A 17,896-nucleotide genomic window follows, 5' to 3' on the forward strand; every position below is an offset into this window, starting at 1 on the left:
CCTCCAAAGTCTACTTGGTTATAAGCCAAGTATAGACGCAGGGGTCGGCTTGCCTTGTGATCCAAATCACAGTAATCCGCAACAATTTGTGACAGCAGTGGCATTTGGATGAGGTTGATAGGAGGCTCGTCTTACATTCGAGCTGGAAAAAAAGCGCTTTCGGGTATTGACAGTATTTTGAACCAATGGTAAAGTGACTAATATATTTTATCGAGAGGAGGATTGCGTTCCATGAACATTCACATTGATTTTCACCCAACAGCAGCAATGAACGATCGTTTGAACATGAATAACGTAATCCATCCGCGCGTCGTTTCTCTTTGATTAAGGATATTCCGATCATTAGAGGCGCATGGTTACGTCACTGTAATCATGCGCCTTTTTTATGTGTGCGGGACCCAGCCGTTTTCCAGGCCGCGTTCTGCAAGATAAAGAAGCGTGTCGTTACGGCGACACGCTTCTTTTTTTGCATATAGAGGTGGTATGCACCTCTATTTCAACGCAAAACTTGCTTCAGCCGTCTAAGGCCGGAGACAACCGTTTGCGCTTGCTTCGGGAATAAATTAAAGGTAAACGATGTATGGATGGATAGCGGAAGGTGTGGTAGAGAAGCATGTTTAGTGTACTCAAAAAATTAAGCTGGTTTTTCAAAATGAATTGGAAGCGTTATACGCTCGCCGTTTCACTCCTTATTTTCACAGGCTTTATCGATGTCATTCCTCCATGGCTGATCGGCTATACGATTGATGGCATCCATCAGGATTTGCTCGGGCAGGCAGAGTTTGATCGCATCCTGTACAGCTGGATCGCACTCACGGTTGTTGGTTACGGCATCACGTACATATGGCATTACAAGCTGTTTGGCGGGGCATTCGTACTGGAGAAGCTGCTTAGATCGCGGTTAATGGGCCATTTTCTACGAATGACCCCTACCTTCTATGAGCGTAATCGCACGGGCGATCTGATGGCGCGCTCAACGAATGACCTTGGAGCAGTAGCGCAAACGGCGGGCTTTGGTATTTTGACATTGATCGATTCGACCTTGTTTATGATTACGATTCTAATCGTTATGGCGGGGCTCATTAGCGTGAAGCTCACGCTTGCCGCCTTGCTGCCGCTGCCGCTCATGGCACTGGCGATGAAGCATTATGGCAAAAAGATTCACGAGCGGTTCATGGATGCGCAGGACGCGTTCGGCGATTTGAACGATCAGGTGCTGGAATCGGTATCCGGCGTTCGGGTCATTAGAGCCTTCGTGCAGGAAGAAGCAAGCGAGGCGCGCTTTAGCGCCAAAACAGATGAGGTGCTTAGCAAAAATATCGCAGTAGCGCGCATCGACGCCTTATTTGAGCCAACGATGAAAATACTCGTCGGAACGAGCTATTTGATCGGCCTTTGCTATGGCGGCTACCTCGTGTTCCACAACGAAATTACGCTCGGCGAATTGGTATCCTTTAACGTATTTCTTGGGATGCTCATCTGGCCGATGTTCGCCATCGGCGAGCTCATTAACATTATGCAGCGGGGCAATGCTTCCTTGGATCGTGTCAGCGAGACGCTTGGCTACAAGCAGGATGTGGCGGATGCAAGCGTGCCGTCACGGGTGGAGGAGCCAACGTCGCTGCAATTCCGCAATGTGACGTTCCGCTATCCTACTTCTACGACGGATAACCTCGGCGATGTTTCCTTTAAGCTTCATCAAGGGCAGACGCTTGGGATCGTCGGTAGAACCGGCAGCGGCAAAACGACGCTCCTGAAGCAGCTGCTGCGGGAGTATCCGCTTGGCCAAGGCGACATCAGCATTTCCGGCACATCGCTAAGCAGCTTGAAGATCGACAACCTGCTTGGCTGGATCGGCTATGTGCCGCAGCAGCCTATTTTGTTCTCGAAGACGATTCGCGAAAATATCTTTTTTGGACTCAAAGAAGGCACGGACGAGGATTTGCAGCGGGCGCTTGAACGCGCATCGTTTGCGAAGGATATTAAGTTTCTGCCTGATGGGCTGGAAACGATGGTTGGCGAGAGAGGCGTCGCTTTGTCCGGCGGTCAGAAGCAGCGGGTCAGCATCGCGCGCGCGCTCATTGCCGATCCAGAAATATTGCTGATGGACGATGCTTTGTCGGCGGTTGACGGGAAGACGGAAGCCGAAATTATTGAGGGCATCCGTACGGAAAGAGCAGGCAAGACGACGCTCATTACAACGCATCGCTTGTCGGCGGTGCAGCATGCCGACTGGATCATCGTCCTCGATGAGGGACGGATCGTGCAGGAAGGCACGCATGAGCAATTGCTGGAGAAAGGCGGCTGGTATCGCGAGCAGTATGATCGACAGCAGCTGGAAGCCATTATTGAAACGTAATAAAATGGAGGCGTGAAGGACAATGGGCAATACAGGAAAACGATTGTTTCAATACGCCATGCTTTATAAAAAACCGATTCTGATTGCTCTATTGCTGCTTGTGCTTGCAGTATGCGCAGAGCTTGCAGGACCATTGATTGCAAAACGGATGATTGACCAAAACATTCTCGGTATCGAGAAAAAGTGGCATGAGGTCGAGGCGGAGCAAGACTTTGCGGTTCTTTATAAAGATAAATGGTATAAGCGCGAGGATCACTTTGCCGCTGGCGCTGGGGAGCAGAAGGGCAAAGAGGTTCGCGTGCTTCAGGTCGGACGCCAATTTTATTGGCTGGACGGGGCGCTTGAGTCCGAGGAAGGCAAGCGTGTCGTAGAGGGGAATACCCTCAATGTAACGAACAAGGATACGGGAGAGACCGTTTCTTACCCGGTAACGAAGCTTAGCAAGCAGGAGCTTTATTCCTTCTATAAGCCGGAGTTTCCTTCATTAATGAAGCTGGCCTTTATGTATTTTGGATTTTTGCTGCTCGTTGCGGTATTTACTTATGGACAGCGGCTTATGCTGCAAACGTCGGCCAATCGTATCGTTAGGAAGATGCGTACTGATATTTTCGCGCATACGCAGCGGCTGCCTGTGAACTATTACGACAATTTGTCGGCAGGGCAGGTTGTTTCGCGCGTAACGAACGATACGGAAGCGATTCGCGAGCTTTATGTCGCGGTGCTGGCGAATTTTTTCACAGGCATTATTTATATGGTTGCGATTTATGGAGCGTTGTTCCTATTGGATGTGCGTTTAGCGCTTATCGCGCTGCCGCTGATCCCTATACTGATCGTTTGGATTATTGTTTACCGGAAATTTGCAGCGCGTTACAACCGGATTATACGGTCGAAGCTGAGTGAAATTAACGGCATGATCAATGAGTCGATTCAAGGGATGACGATCATTCAGGCGTTCCGCCGCCAGAAGGAGACGACCAAGGAATTCGAGGAAATGAACGAGTATTACTACAAGTATCAAAACAAGCTGCTCAGCCTCAATTCGATTACGTCGCATAATTTGGTTAACGTCATTCGGAACATTTTGTTCCTTATCGTTATTTGGATGTTCTGGGGCGATTCGCTCCGCGGGGCTGTATCGGTTGGCGTGCTATACGCATTCGTCGACTATATGAACCGGATGTTTGCGCCGATTGTCGGAATCGTCAACCAGCTGTCCAATTTGGAGACGGCCCGCGTATCCGCAGAGCGCGTCTTCAAGCTGATGGATGAGGAAGGAATCGATGTTGTGCCGGGCAAAATGGAGCGCTACAAGGGCGATGTTAAGTTCGAGGACGTTTCGTTCGCTTACAAAAAGGATGAATACGTGCTGAAGCATATTTCCTTCCACGCACGCCAAGGCCAGACCGTAGCGCTAGTCGGCCATACCGGCTCCGGCAAGAGCTCGATTCTTAACCTGCTGTTCCGTTTCTATGATTCGAATGAGGGCAAGATCATCGTGGACGGCACGGATGTGCAGCATATGCCGAAGCAGATGCTTCGTCAGCATATGGGTATCGTGCTGCAGGACCCATTCCTGTTCACCGGAACGATCGCCTCCAACATCAGCTTGGACAATCCGGCGATTAGCAGGGAGAAGATCGAGCAGTCGCTTCGCGATGTAGGAGCATATGAAATGTTCAGCCAGCTGACTGGCGGCATTGATGCGCCGGTTATCGAGAAGGGAAGCACGCTGTCAGCCGGCCAGCGGCAGCTGATCTCGTTCGCGAGGGCGCTCGCTTATGATCCGGCGATCCTCATTCTCGATGAAGCGACAGCAAGCATTGATACGGAGACGGAAGCAATTATTCAAGAGGCGCTTGACGTGCTGAAGAAAGGCCGCACGACTTTCGTTATCGCGCATCGTCTGTCGACGATTCGCAATGCCGATCAAATTCTCGTGCTTGACCGCGGTGTTATCGTCGAACGCGGCAGCCATGATGAGCTTATGGAGCATCAGGGCAAGTATTATGCTATGTATCAGCTGCAATTTGGCGCAGCTTTACCGGCATAAATAAAACGGCTAAGCGGGATTAAATCCTGCTTAGCCGTTTTTATTTTATAATGCTAGGCTTTGAACCGGCTGGCAGCTAGGTTAGAAAAGTATTCAATTAAAGCAGCTAAAAAAAGGAAAGTATCCATATAAAGCCAATATTCAGCCAACTTTCAGCGGGCATTAAAGGAGGCTTAAGCAATGCTGGCTATGATAGGTCTTGCAACAACAAATCGAAAGAGAAAGGTGGAAGATACAATGAAGAAAGCAAAAGCAATGACAGCAGGTGCAATCGCACTAACGCTGGCACTTGGAGGCGGAGGCCTGTGGGCAAGCCAATACGTAAATGCGGCAATGGCAAGCAGCAGCGACAAGCATCTGGTGCAGGATACGCAAGCAGAGAATGCTTCAGCTAAGAAGGATCGCGCAGGCAAGCGCGGCGGACACGGCTTTGCACAAATCCAAAAGCAGCTGCTGACGTACTTAGGGTTAGAAGAAGATGCGCTTCGGACAAAGCTCAAAACGTTGACACTGGCGGAGGTTGCGGCCGAGCAAGGGAAGACAAGAGCGGAGCTGAAGGCGAAGCTTGTAGTGTGGCTGGAAGCGGCTGCGCTTGCCGAGAACACGGACAAGCAGCCGGATTCCGGGACAGAGCTAAAGAAGCCGGATTCGTTCAAGGCAGCGGAAAAGCTGCTCGATTCCAAGGGCCTCGGCATGGGGAAGCATGACGGCGGCGGTAATAAAGGGTTTGGCAAAAATCTTGATGCCGCGGCCGCGGCGCTTGGCTTAACGGCGGAAGGGCTGAGGACTGAGCAAGAGGCTGGCAAGACGCTTGCCGCTATTGCAGCCGAGAAGGGTGTTAAAGTACAAGTCGTTATTGATGCTCTTGCAAGTGATCGGAAGACGAAGCTGGCTGAGAAGCTTGCAGCCGGAGAGATCACACAGGAGCAGTACGACACAAGGCTGGCTGAAGCAGTCGAGCATGCAACAAAGCATGTGAACGGCGAACTGCCAGCTCCAGGCGAGGGCGGCAAGGGTGGATCTGGCGGCAAAGGCCCGCGCGGCGAATGTCCGGATGGAGTTGCTTCCAAAGAGCAGTCGGCGGCAGAAACGGCTGATTCGTCAGCAGCAACAGCATAAGCACTCCTTAACAGCGGGAAAGGAGCTGTCCCCAAGGTTTCTGATCTTGGGGAATAGCTCCTTTTTGCATGCTGCTTGATTTCTGCATCAGCTGGTCTTTTTAAGCATAAGCGCAAGCTCCTGCGGCGGCAGCGGCTTGCTGAATAAATAGCCCTGCAGCTCATCGCAGTTCAGATCGGTACAGAACTGCGATTCGGCTGCTGTCTCAACGCCTTCCGCTACTACCCTCATGTTCATGCTATGTACGAGCTCGATAATCGCTTTGACGATGGACGATTTTTTCTCGTCATCCACAATGCCTTGAATAAAGGAGCGATCGAGCTTCACGTCTGAAATCGGCAAACGCTGCAGCTGATTCAAGGAGGAGTAGCCCGTTCCGAAATCATCTATTGAAATTTGGATGCCAAGCCCTCGCAGAAACAGAATCGTCTCGATGACTTGATCCAGGTTTCGCATGAATACGCCCTCCGTAATTTCCAGACTGACGTATTGCGGCTCCAGACCGGTATCCTTTAACGCCCTAACAATCATCTCTGACAATTGGCCCTGGTAAAAATGTCTTGCTGATATGTTTACAGAAACGCATATGCGCTGCAAGCCTGCATCCTGCCACGTTTTGTTTTGACGGCAGGCCTCGCGGAATACCCAGCTGTCAATATCCAGAATAAAGCCGGACTGCTCTGCGAGCGGAATAAACTTATCTGGCGATATCATGCCAAGCTCTGGATGCTTCCAGCGTATGAGCGCTTCGATGCCGCACAGCTCACCGGTAGCAGCATTCATTTTCGGCTGGTAGTGCAGGTAGAATTGTTTTTCTTTAAGCGCATTGTATAAGCCGTTTTCGAGCTGCATCCTCTCTGTCATCGCAGAGACGAGATTTGGCATAAAGAAACGATAGCAGCCGTCCCCTTGCTCCTTGGCATTGTACATCGCGATATCGGCGTTGCGGATAATGGTATCCATATCGTCGCCATCTCTCGGATATACGCTTATGCCAACACTTACGGTCAAGTAGAGCAAGGCTTCATCGATGACAAAGGGCTCGTTGAACGAATCGACGACCGCTTGAGCGTAACGAGCAAGCTCAGCCTCATTCTCATAATATCCTGCGATGACGAATTCATCGCCGCCCAATCGAAAGACCGAGCAATTGCCGATGACTGCCCCCTCGAAGCGATCGGCTGCCTTTTGCAGCAATATATCCCCAACGGCATGGCCGAGCGTATCATTAATTTGCTTAAACCGATTGATATCCGTGTACATAACGGCGATCGATTTATTTATATTGGCGTGATTGGCGAACATATCTTGAATATTCTTCGAGAACTGCAGCCGATTCGGCAGACCGGTCAGCATGTCGAAGTAGGCTAGCTGATGCAGCCGCTCCTCCGATTGTTGAAGCATGAAGGCCTGCGCTTCAAGCCGCTCGTTATTTTTTTGCGATTCTTGGAACATATGAACAAGGTTGGTCGACATATGCTTGAAATTCGTAGTTAACGAGTGAACTTCCACGATACTGCTGGCGGGCCATTCTATCGTATTCATTTCCTTTAGCTTCAGCGGTAGATTCGTTGTCGCAGCGGCTAGCTGCGTTAAGCCGCGCGAGAGCCAGCGATTAATCAAAAAGACTACGATTGCGGTAAAGGCGGCGAGTCCGATCAAATAAACGAAATGAGTAAAATATTTGGAGAACAAGTAGTTTTGATAATTTTTGATCGGAATCTGAATGTTTAATAACCATTGATCTGCAACGATTGTCTCTGTATATACGAAATATCCATCATGCCATGTTTGACGGTGTATTGATTTCTTTTTTCCATTAGGTATGGCTATACCGAATTTGGGGCTTATCGGCTTTATTTTGCTGCCTTTGGAAATGTTGAGTATTTGACCGATATCGCTCGAATGGTTGGATGCAACGATTTTATGCGCTGAATTCGTCACTGCAATCCGCATGTCCGCGGGTGTGCTTTCGAGCAAGTATTGAAAAAAGCTGATATGCTCCGGCACGAGCATGCGGGTGCTTGGCAGCGACCAATTAGCCCATGCCTCCAAGACGCGCCCTGCTTCAGCAGAGGAGAGCCGCTCGGCGTACAGGCTAACTTCCTTTAAGGAGCTTAAGCTGTTCATAAATATATTGAGTAAAAAAGAAACGAAAACAATTCCGATCGAGAAATGGAACAGCACCTTGCTGAATGAATTAGGGCGGCGCATTTCGAAGGAGATGCCGCTCCATTTTGGCAAAGGCATATATTGATAGATCATCTCGGCAAATAAGGCATTGATCATGCTGTTCAGAGCGACAATGCTTGCTATAAGCAGCAAATCATTTGAGCCAAGCGTAGATTCGGTTATGTAAAAACAATAGATGGAAGGAATTCCGACTAGGAGCCAGAACCCAACATCAAGCCCGAACAGCTGGTTCTTATATTTACGGAGGAGCAGTCCAACTATTGCTGCTTCAAGGAATAGGATGAAATGGGAGGCAAGCTGTTCATGCAGCAGCGTGCCGAAGGCGAGGACAACTGCAGCGTTCAAGAGCCCTGGCCAAAAGCCGAATAGGCGCATGCCAAGAAGTACGAACAAGCTCGTAAATGAAAAGGTAATGCCATACAAAAAATGAAAATGGTTCGATTCGGCCGCTAATGCAAGAAGCATGCATATGGCAAATGCGAAAACAATCGTCATTTGTTTGTTGCGTGGCTGATCGAATGGTTTGCTCACCTGCGGCCTCCTGAAGTGTGACAAAAACGATTGTTAGTAGGCGTGGACATCCTCTTTCTCAAAAGATACGGTGCACCACTCATTTTCCCTAATATTCGACAGTATCAGCTATAATCCTTTTTTCCTTATGCAGCTGCCGACAAGATTGCTTATTACCGAATTTATTTCCAAAATATGTTCACGAACTTTTCATAATTGAAGCGTTGATTTGGGTATATTTGTCTGATATAGTTCTATTGTGAAACTATTCTATAATAGAATTAATTTAGCGGTCATTTCATGACTGCGCTTGAAGGAGGACACCTGTGTGGATCGAGCGTTATTAAAACAAATCATCGATCGCTATGAGGCCGCCAACTTTGTCGTTAATCGTAGACTAAACGCGATGATCCGTGAGTTAATGCCGCAAGATCTGACCGTTGACCAATTTACTGTCATGCGGTATTTGCGAACGCGAGATAAGAGCACCTCTTCCGAGCTGGCAGATATATTTTGCGTAGGCAAGAGTTCAATTACCGCGATTATTAACCGATTATTCGTCAAAAACTTGATTCAAAGGCTGCCTGACGAGAAGGATCGCCGCGTCATTTATTTGGCGCTTACCGAGGAAGGCTACCGGGTATGCGACGGGATGGAGGAAAAGATTCAAGTGCTGCTAGCCCAATATATAACCCATTTTGACGAGAAAGAAGCGCTTGATTTTATTACGACATTCGAGAAGCTTGCGAGGAAAATGATGCAATCTTAGTACTATTTTATTGGAGGGACTAAAGAGATGAGAACCGTACTGAAATTAAGATGGGTCGTACTCGCATTATGGCTGGTTGCTGCGGCAGGCTTGATGCTCAGCGCGCCAAACATGGAGGAGCTTGTTCGCACGAAGGGGCAGGTATTCGTTCCTGATGGTTATTCATCGACTATAGCTAGCGAGCTGGAAGCGGAAATCGGAGTGAATGACGGCGCCGGATCTAGCAGCGGCATGGCGACCGTGCTTGTTTTTCACAAGGAGGGCGGCTTATCAGACGCTGATTTGACCGATGTGAAGAGCGGCATCGATAAGTTGAAGAGCGAAGGGGAGGCCATCGGCGTTCTTTCTGTCACGACCCACTTTGATACCAAAGAGCTGGAAAAGCAGATGGTATCGAAGGATGGAAGCACTGTCCTTGCGCTCGTCAATGTCGAGGCAGGCGACAGCGAGCTTGTTGAGCTCCGCAACGGTCTATATGAGGCGATCTCCGATGTGAAGGTGGAGCATTATTACACAGGCAATTGGATCATCTCGGAGGATGTCGTGCAGAGCTCTCAAGAAGGGCTTAAGAAAACGGAGTTCATTACGCTTGGCTTTATTTTGGTTATCCTGTTCGTCGTATTCCGTTCGGCGGTAGCGCCCCTCGTACCGCTTGTTACGGTCGGTTTCACTTACTTAACTACGCAATCCATTATTGCATTCTTAGTCGATTACTTTGACTTTCCGCTCTCTAACTTTACGCAAATATTTCTCGTTGCCGTATTGTTCGGGATTGGAACGGACTACTGCATCCTGCTCATAAGCCGCTTTAAAGAAGAGCTGACTCATAGCGGCGGCAACAAGACGGAAGCGATTATCCAGACCTACCGAACAGCGGGCAAAACCGTATTATTTTCCGGTTTAGCGGTGCTTGTCGGCTTTGCGGCTATTGGCTTCTCGACGTTTATGCTGTACCGCTCGGCGGTGGCCGTTGCAGTCGGGGTAGCGGTTCTACTGATCGCGTTGTTTACGATCGTGCCGTTTTTTATGGCGGTGCTCGGCACGAAGCTGTTTTGGCCGGCGAAGGGTTCTTTGGAGCATAAGCCTAGCAAGCTATGGGGCACAGTCGGTAAATTTTCATTGAAACGGCCCGTGTGGGCGCTCATTATTTTGGCGGTTATCATCATTCCTTTCCTGACCGCTTACAAAGGTACGATCTCATTCAACTCGCTTGATGAGATTGGCGACAAATATGATTCAGTCAAGGCATTTAATATTATTTCGGATAGCTTCGGGCCTGGCGATTCATTGCCGACAACGGTCATTGTCAAAACCGACAAGCCGCTGGATACGCCTGAGGGGCTGGCAGCCTTGGAGCAAGTGAGCCGCGAGCTTGCGAATACGACTGGCGTCAAGGCTGTTCGCAGCGCCACTCGTCCGACAGGCGATGTGATGGAGCAATTTCTCGTATCCGATCAAGTCGTTACGCTAGAGGACGGTCTTGGCCAGAGCGGTGAAGGGTTAGGCAAAATCGGGGACGGTCTCTCCGAGGCAAGCAGCGCGCTAAGCGAAAATGCCCCGAAGCTGAATGAAGCGGTGGATGGAGCTGGTCAGCTTGTCGAAGGTACGAAAGAGCTGAAAGCGGGTATCGTACAGCTAGGCGCTGGGCTGAAGCAAATTCAGCAGGGGCTGAAGGATGGTTCAATAGGTGCCGGGGAGCTTAGCGAAGGTCTAAAGCAGGCACAAACTAGCGCAGAGCAGCTGGCTGGCGCAAGCCGCAAATTGCTAAGCAGCTATGAGCAGCTAGGCGGAGGTCTTGGTCAGTTGACGGGTGCTTATAGCGCCATCGCATCGGAGCAGGCGAAGCTGGCTGACGGTCTATCAGGCGTAGAGCAGAGCCTATCTGGCCTGCAAGAGAGCTATCCAGAGCTGCAAAACGATGAGACATTTAAGCAAGCGCTTAGTACGCTTGGACAGCTGCAAGCGGGAGCAGCAGGCATTAGCGGGCAGCTGTCGCAGCTGAATGAACAGCTTTCAGGCCTATCCGCAGGCATGACGCAAGCGAGTGCCGGATTATTGCAAGCATCGGAAGGGCAATCCGCGCTAGCTTCAGGTCTAGGCAAGCTGGCTGCTGGACTTGCGGAGCTTCAGAAGGGAATCGCGCAGGCAGCGGCAGGCCAAGGTCAAATCGTCTCGAAGCTGCCAAGCGTAACGCAGGGCTTTAATGAGCTGTCGGATGGCCAGAAGGAGCTGCAGGCGGGCTTCGCATCGTTAAATGATCAGCTCGGCGAGCTTACGAGCGGGCTTGATCAAAGCGTTGACGGCTTATCGCAGGTGACGGAAGGGCTGACCTCAGCCGGCGGTTACTTGAACGGTCTTGCCGGATCGCCTAATAAGCAAATGACGGGCTGGTATATTCCAGAGGAAGCCATTGCGAACGAGGAATTCCAAACTGCGCTTAATGTTTATATGTCAGAAGACCGCCAAACGGCGAAATTCGATGTCGTATTTAGCGGCAATCCGTATTCCCAAGATACGATGGCTCAGATTGATGGGCTTGAAGCGGCCGTGAACCGTGCCATTCAAGGCACGGATTACAGAGGTGCGCAGGTTGCTATCGGCGGCGTAACGAGCATGAACCATGATTTAAGCAACATCTCGAACGCCGATTACTCGCGTACCGTTATTCTGATGCTGATCGGGATATCGATCATTCTGATCATCCTGTTCCGTTCCATCGTAATGCCGCTGTATATGATCGCATCGCTGCTCGTTACGTTCTATTCCTCGATGGCGATTGCGGAGGTTATATTCGTAAGGCTGCTTGGACAGTCGGGCATAAGCTGGGCAGTGCCGTTCTTCGGCTTTGTCATGCTGGTGGCGCTCGGAATCGACTACAGTATTTTCTTGATGGACCGCTTTAAGGAATACCGTCATCTGTCGCCGCAGGAAGCCATACTGGAAGCGATGAAAAATATGGGTACAGTCATTATGTCAGCAGCTGTTATTCTTGGCGGAACGTTCGCCGCAATGCTGCCTTCAGGCGTCATGTCGCTCTTGCAAATCGCGACGATCGTGCTGTGCGGGCTGTTCATGTACGCACTCCTGATGCTTCCATTGTTCATTCCAGTAATGGTGCGCACGTTCGGACCAGCCAACTGGTGGCCGTTCATGCCGCGCAAGCAGGACGCTGAGCAAGACAATCACGTTCATGACGGTCAAAAGCTTAAGGGCCACCTTGTCTCGCATGATTCAACGCATTAATCGTTAAATTTAAAGAGGGATCGCCTAAAGTCTAAGCAAAGACTTTAAAGGTGATCCCTTTTTGTTATCTTGCACGTATAACCATGCAGCGGCTTTTCCAAGTTCATTTTTTAGCAAGCAGGGCCTCGTGCGATGCTGCGGGCGAGTCTTGCTCGCTCGCAGCCAAAAACGCGTTAAGCTGCTGATGCTGATCGCTCAGCAGACGCTGCAGCTTCTCCTTGCGCTCCATGCTGGCGGATGCTTCCTGCTCGGCTTGTTTCACCAATTGAAGCAGATGATAAGATTCGTTCGAAAGTCCGAGCTTGAGACGGATTTTATCATTTCGAAACGGCTCGGCCTTAGGTGCATAACGGCCATTCCGAGCAGCATCATCTTTCGTTGTATGAGGAAGCAAAGGTATCGCGGAGCGGCCTTGTTCGGTAATCATATACACCTTTTTCCCGCCGTCCTCGTCCATAACAGCTGCAAAGCCGCGTTCTACGAGCAATTGCAGCGTGGGATAAATGGAGCCTGCGCTTGGGCTATACATGCCGCCTGATTGCTCCTCTATTGCTTTTATCATCTGATAGCCATGCATAGGCTCTTGCTCAAGAAGCTTTAACAGAGCAAATTTGACACCGCCGCGGCTAAAATATCGCTTGCCGAAGTCACGGCGCTCGTCTTTGTTGACTTGATCCATCTTTTGAGTCACCTCGGTCTTTATCATAGAGTGCAACGCAGGACTAGCTCATGCCTAACCGGCTGATCTAACCGGCGAGGCTCATGTAATTTGCAATACTTAACAATCAGTTGCCTCTCTTACAGCATTGACAATGATAATTATTATTATTTACAATTTATAAAATAATATGAAAAAACGAAGGATGTGAGCGAACATGTCGCATTTAAGGTGTTAACCTGTAACAAAAAAATCTTCTCTCACGTGAAGCTGGGCGTATACACGCAGTATCCCTGACTTCTTGCTTGACTATCCAGCCTAACAGCTGGAAGAAGAGGTCAAAGCATTTGTATCGCAAGCCACTTTGTATTATGTACATAATGAGGTGTAAAATGATTATTGAAAAGCTAGTGCTAATAACGGCAAACGCGGCAAGCCTTCAGCCCTTCTACAGCGATGTTCTTGGATTTCCGGTTATTCGCGCAGGGAAAGGCAGCTTTACGGTGCAGGCTGGCTGGAGCGAGCTGACGTTTCAAGAGAAAGGTCATCGCAGCGATGAGGAGCATTATTACCATTTTGCTTTTACCATTTCGGAGAACAAGCTGCCTGAGGCAAAAGCATGGATTGAGGCGATGATTCCCCTTAGTACGGAGGAAGGCGAGGACGTGTCGTACAGTGAATCGTGGAATTCACATGGTATTTATTTTGAAGACCCCGCCGGCAATATTTTGGAGCTGATCGCTCGCCACACGATGGACAATAGCGTAGAGCGGCCGTTCGATCCGAAGCAGGACATCATTTGCATCAGCGAGATTGGCGTTCCGACTCAGGACGTTCCTGCTGTGGTGGAAAATTTGGGTAGGCTTGGCCTAATGACATATTCGACGTTTAATGATAGATTTTATTCGATCGGTGATCATAACGGCTTGTTATTGGTTGTAGCGGTGGGGAGAAGATGGCATTTCTCGAACAAAACGGCAGAGAGCTTCCCAGTGCGGGTTACCGTACGCGAGGCAGGAGAGCTGTATTTGAGCAAGAATGAACACGGTTTGACGATTGAAAATATAAATTAGAGGAGCATGCGTAATGGGAGAGCAATTAAAAATAGGTGATCTCGTTCCAAATTTCAAGCTGCAAGCATCAAACGGCAAGGATGTAGAGCTGGCTGATTATGCAGGCAAGAAGCTCGTTATTTATTTTTACCCGCGCGATATGACGCCTGGCTGCACAACGGAATCCTGCGATTTCCGCGACTTTAACGGTGAATTCGGGACAAACAACGCAGCGGTTATCGGCATTAGTCCCGATGATTTGGCTTCGCATGAGGAGTTCGTGGGTATGCATGAGCTGCCGTTTCTGCTGCTGTCGGATACAGAGCATTCTCTTTCAGAGCTGTTTGGCGTATGGAAGCTGCGCAGCTGGAACGGCGAGGAGTTTATGGGAATCGAGCGCTCTACCTTCTTAATTGATGAGCAGGGCAAGCTTGCAAAGGAATGGCGCAGTGTGAGCGTAGACGGACATGTCAAGGAAGTGCTTGAGGCGGTAAAAAGCATCTAAATGATTGCGACATAAAAGAAGGCTCACCCTGATGCAGCGTATCGCGCTTCAAGGTGAGCCTTTTATCGTTCGCTTATTGTTTCTTCCAGCTTGGCAACTGGCTTACGTAGCTGTCGGAGAGATTGAGCAGTTCCAGCGCACGCTGGTACTCATCCTCGGTTGCCTCCTGCTCCTTGATGCCATCGCCGGCTAACGAGTAATGCTTGCCGTCCTCGTATCCGCTGCCGGACATAAACAGCTCTTTGCTGCTTAAGAATGAGCCGGATGGGAGATAATAACGCTGTGGGAGCACGTTATAGGATTGATTGAACAAATCTTGGCCAAAGTGGATATGATCATCCAAGGAAATGCCGAGCATATTCGCAATCGTTGGCAAAATATCTACCTGACCGCCGAGCTGATCGAATACTTTTCCTTCTGTTACACCTGTCGATGCGACAACAAGCGGGATATTGATCATATCGGTATAGCCGTATTCATGCCCGTAAATTTCAGCCATAAGGTCTTTGTCATCACGGTCCAGCGAGTAAATCGGAAGGCCGAGATGATCGCCGTAGAGCAATATCAGACTGTTATCCCAAATGCCGCGTTCCTTCAAATCGGCAATGAACGCGCCAAGCGCGTAGTCGGCATAGTTTTGGGCGCGGATATAGTCGCCGACAAAAGTATTCTCATAACGGTCCGGAAGCGTTATTTTGTATTTATCCGCAGGGATCGTATACGGATGATGTGATGTCATTGAAATGACGTGCGAGTAGAACGGCTTGCCGTTTTGGCTCATGCGGTCCATTTCGGCTGCTGTTTTCTTATAAAGATGCTCATCAGAGGCTCCGAAAAATACGGCATCTTCATCGCCAAAAAACTTCTGATCATAATAGCGGTCGAAACCAAGCGCCTTGTAAAGCTCGCCGCGGTTCCAGAACTCAACGACATTCGTATGGAATGTTGTTGTGTCATAGCCATTTGCCTTGAGAATTTTCGGCAGGCTTGGAAGCTCTTTATCGGCGTAGATCATCGTTGCCGCGCCGCGCGGAGGGATGTAGAAGGATGTGTTGACGACGAACTCAGCGTCGGAGGTGTTGCCCTGGCCGACCTGCTGATAGAAATGCTTGAAATAATAGTTTTCATTCACGAGCTTGTTAATGTTCGGCGTAATTTCTTTCCCGTCGATTTTTAGGTTGACGAGGAAGTTTTGGAACGATTCCATTTGAATGATAATGACGTTTTTACCGGCTGCCGTCTTCCATAGCTGCGGTGCTGCCGGCTGCTCAATTTTTTTGACGCTATCGATTTTGGTTTGTGTAATATGGTTTGGATCGACGAAATCAATATCTTTATTTTTGAAAATCATATAAGCCTCGTAATTGAGAATACCCATTTGCTCCGCTTTAACGATCTCATTCATGCTGGCACGATTTGGCAAAATATTGAATAAGCAAAGCGCAATTGAAATGGTAAACAGGGCAACAACGAGTCGTTTGCTCTCCTTGCGGGAGCTGGCTTTCTTCCAATTAATCGCCCTCTTTGGGCGAAACAATACAACCGCCATAATAATGATGTCGATAAAGATTAGCAGATAGTAAGGGTCCATCAGCGAGAATACGCTGTTTTTGACCGCCGTTACCTGATTGACCTGCTCTAGCGCGAGATAAGTCACGATGACGCCATAATACTTATAATACATAATGACGGCGAATAGGATGAGAGTCATCAATAGATTCGCTATCAAATAGTAAATAAGCTTGCGCTTGGATGCAAAATACTCAATGAGGCAGTACACGATCAGTACAAACGGAATTTCTTTTAAAATCGTGGTCCAAGAAAACCCATCCTCGAAAATAACCAACCAAGCCAGGTAGCTCTTGAGCAGCATGATAAACGAGAAAAACAGGATGGGACGAGTGCTTAGCAGTCGTTTGGGTGTTAAAAATGTCATATAACCGCCTACCTTTCACAGCAAAAACAGGCCTTCTCTCCGAGTCAGCCAGCAAGCTCATAATAAAATATATGCGTTCTGTAAATTCTTATCCCATTATGCTCCTAATTATAGTCGAATGTCAAAAGGCAAAAGGCTCCTTCATGCCCAATCTCATAATAATCAAATAAGCAGTTCATACATGTTTTTGTTCTATTTCTATATGGTTACATGATTACCAAGCTATTTGATTGAAACATTACTTCGGTTTTAGTAGTCTATTAGTTAGCTGCTATTAGAGATAGCATGAATACAAGTATAATTACATGAAATATATGTAAAAAATTCGCTGGAGGCTTAACATGAAAAAAAGAAGAAGAAGTAGGCTGCTTTTGTTCGTTATGGTATGCACCGCCATGGTCATTGGTTACTCTTTTCTGAAAACCGGTGATTCGGAAACGCTGCCGGCGAAGCAGGCTGCTGGAAATGGAACGGTTGAAAGCGGCGGGGAAGTTTCTGGCAATGCCGGTGCTGAGCCAGATGGCGATGCTGCTAACGGCGATTCGGACACAGATTCGGCTACCAATACTTCGCCGACAGATAAGCCGAGCGATGACGCTGGAGCTGGAAAAGATGAGCAGACTGAGGATGGAATGGCTGTTATCGCGCAGCCTGAGGAAATGACGGTGCTCGTCAATAAGCAGCATAAGCTCCCTGAGGAATATAACCCTTCAGATTTAGTATATCCGGACGTACGTTTTATATTTTCCGAAAAAGTGGACAAGCGTAAAATGAGGCAAGAGGCGGCTGAGGCGCTTGAGAAGATGTTTGGCGCGGCCGAGGATAACAGCATCCTGCTGGCAGGCGTTTCCGCTTATCGCTCGCACAGCACGCAAAAGACGCTGTTTGAGCGCTATGTGGAGAGAGACGGTCTGGAGAAGGCGAGAACCTACAGCGCTTTTCCTGGAACGAGCGAGCATGAGACGGGCCTGGCGATCGACGTGTCCGGCAGTGACGGCAAATGCGCGGCGGTTGATTGTTTTGCGGATACAAAGGAAGCGCTGTGGCTTGAGCAGCATGCTCATGATTACGGATTTATTATCCGCTACCCGGAGGGTAAGGAAGTAATTACGGGCTACCAATACGAGCCCTGGCATCTTCGTTATGTAGGCAAGGATTTGGCAGTCAAGATTGTGAAGAGCGGAGAGACGCTTGAGGAGTATTTTGACGCGGTTCCGGTTGCAAAATAAGAAGCAATAGCAGCAGCGCAAGCGATATCTGTAGCTGAAACTTAGTTAGCTCCGTGTGCTTGCGCTGCTTTCTATTGATAAAGCCATTCGTTAGATCTTTGGTTCAAACGTTTTGCAATCTGTTTCCTCGGAGTTGCTGGCTTGCTTGCCACGGTTGCTGACAACATAAATCGAAGAGGCTGCGCAGTGATTTCCTGCTGCCCAGAACTTGCATGAATTCACTTCGCAAAGCACATCCTTAGCCATTGACCAATCACCTCCTTATTTATAGGA

At 49.0% G+C, this 17,896-nt stretch carries 12 protein-coding genes; 8 read left to right on the top strand and 4 right to left on the bottom strand.

Going from position 1 to position 17,896, the window contains the following annotated elements; all coding sequences use genetic code 11:
• Positions 1 to 613: 613 nt before the first annotated feature.
• From AC2TDN_RS11635 to AC2TDN_RS11645, 3 genes are all read left to right on the top strand, one after another.
• Positions 614 to 2,359: an ABC transporter ATP-binding protein gene (locus tag AC2TDN_RS11635; RefSeq protein ID WP_484688106.1), complete on the top strand. Its 1,746-nt coding sequence runs from the start codon at positions 614 to 616 to the stop codon at positions 2,357 to 2,359.
• A gap of 22 nt (positions 2,360 to 2,381) precedes the next feature.
• Positions 2,382 to 4,409, top strand: a complete 2,028-nt coding sequence (locus AC2TDN_RS11640; protein ID WP_484688107.1) for an ABC transporter ATP-binding protein — start codon at positions 2,382 to 2,384, stop codon at positions 4,407 to 4,409.
• 180 nt (positions 4,410 to 4,589) lie between these two features.
• Positions 4,590 to 5,528: a hypothetical protein gene (locus tag AC2TDN_RS11645; protein WP_484688108.1), complete on the top strand. Its 939-nt coding sequence runs from the start codon at positions 4,590 to 4,592 to the stop codon at positions 5,526 to 5,528.
• An 87-nt stretch (positions 5,529 to 5,615) separates the two neighbouring features.
• On the opposite strand, the gene AC2TDN_RS11650 is transcribed toward AC2TDN_RS11645, so the two are convergent.
• Entirely contained in the window at positions 5,616 to 8,252 is a 2,637-nt protein-coding gene (locus AC2TDN_RS11650; protein ID WP_484688109.1) for a putative bifunctional diguanylate cyclase/phosphodiesterase, read from the bottom strand.
• Between the two features lie 307 nt (positions 8,253 to 8,559).
• Here AC2TDN_RS11650 and AC2TDN_RS11655 point away from each other — a divergent pair, with 307 nt between their 5' ends.
• A complete protein-coding gene (locus tag AC2TDN_RS11655; RefSeq protein ID WP_482066022.1) occupies positions 8,560 to 9,000 on the top strand; it encodes a MarR family winged helix-turn-helix transcriptional regulator in 441 nt (146 codons plus the stop codon).
• Positions 9,001 to 9,027: 27 nt separating this feature from the next.
• Positions 9,028 to 12,243 (top strand): MMPL family transporter, encoded by a 3,216-nt coding sequence (locus AC2TDN_RS11660; protein WP_484688110.1) that lies wholly within the window; start codon positions 9,028 to 9,030, stop codon positions 12,241 to 12,243.
• A gap of 103 nt (positions 12,244 to 12,346) precedes the next feature.
• On the opposite strand, the gene AC2TDN_RS11665 is transcribed toward AC2TDN_RS11660, so the two are convergent.
• On the bottom strand, positions 12,347 to 12,922 hold the full coding sequence (locus tag AC2TDN_RS11665) for a PadR family transcriptional regulator (RefSeq protein WP_484688111.1): 576 nt from the start codon (positions 12,920 to 12,922) through the stop codon (positions 12,347 to 12,349).
• A 371-nt stretch (positions 12,923 to 13,293) separates the two neighbouring features.
• Here AC2TDN_RS11665 and AC2TDN_RS11670 point away from each other — a divergent pair, with 371 nt between their 5' ends.
• Both AC2TDN_RS11670 and bcp read left to right on the top strand, forming a co-directional pair.
• Positions 13,294 to 13,974 (top strand): VOC family protein, encoded by a 681-nt coding sequence (locus tag AC2TDN_RS11670; RefSeq protein WP_484688112.1) that lies wholly within the window; start codon positions 13,294 to 13,296, stop codon positions 13,972 to 13,974.
• A 13-nt stretch (positions 13,975 to 13,987) separates the two neighbouring features.
• Complete coding sequence (gene bcp / locus AC2TDN_RS11675) at positions 13,988 to 14,458, top strand: thioredoxin-dependent thiol peroxidase (RefSeq protein ID WP_484688113.1); 471 nt, start codon at positions 13,988 to 13,990, stop codon at positions 14,456 to 14,458.
• A gap of 73 nt (positions 14,459 to 14,531) precedes the next feature.
• Here bcp and AC2TDN_RS11680 read toward each other — a convergent pair whose 3' ends face one another.
• Positions 14,532 to 16,394 (bottom strand): LTA synthase family protein, encoded by a 1,863-nt coding sequence (locus AC2TDN_RS11680; RefSeq protein ID WP_484688114.1) that lies wholly within the window; start codon positions 16,392 to 16,394, stop codon positions 14,532 to 14,534.
• 341 nt (positions 16,395 to 16,735) lie between these two features.
• Between AC2TDN_RS11680 and AC2TDN_RS11685 the strand changes: the two genes are divergently transcribed.
• The gene (locus AC2TDN_RS11685; RefSeq protein WP_484688115.1) at positions 16,736 to 17,623 is read left to right on the top strand and encodes a M15 family metallopeptidase; all 888 of its coding nucleotides are present in this window, start codon (positions 16,736 to 16,738) and stop codon (positions 17,621 to 17,623) included.
• Between the two features lie 90 nt (positions 17,624 to 17,713).
• Here the strand turns inward: AC2TDN_RS11685 and AC2TDN_RS11690 are convergent, their stop codons facing one another.
• Positions 17,714 to 17,869: a DUF1540 domain-containing protein gene (locus AC2TDN_RS11690; RefSeq protein WP_183562818.1), complete on the bottom strand. Its 156-nt coding sequence runs from the start codon at positions 17,867 to 17,869 to the stop codon at positions 17,714 to 17,716.
• Positions 17,870 to 17,896: the final 27 nt, after the last annotated feature.

It is taken from the genome of Paenibacillus sp. Y660 (assembly GCF_057221575.1).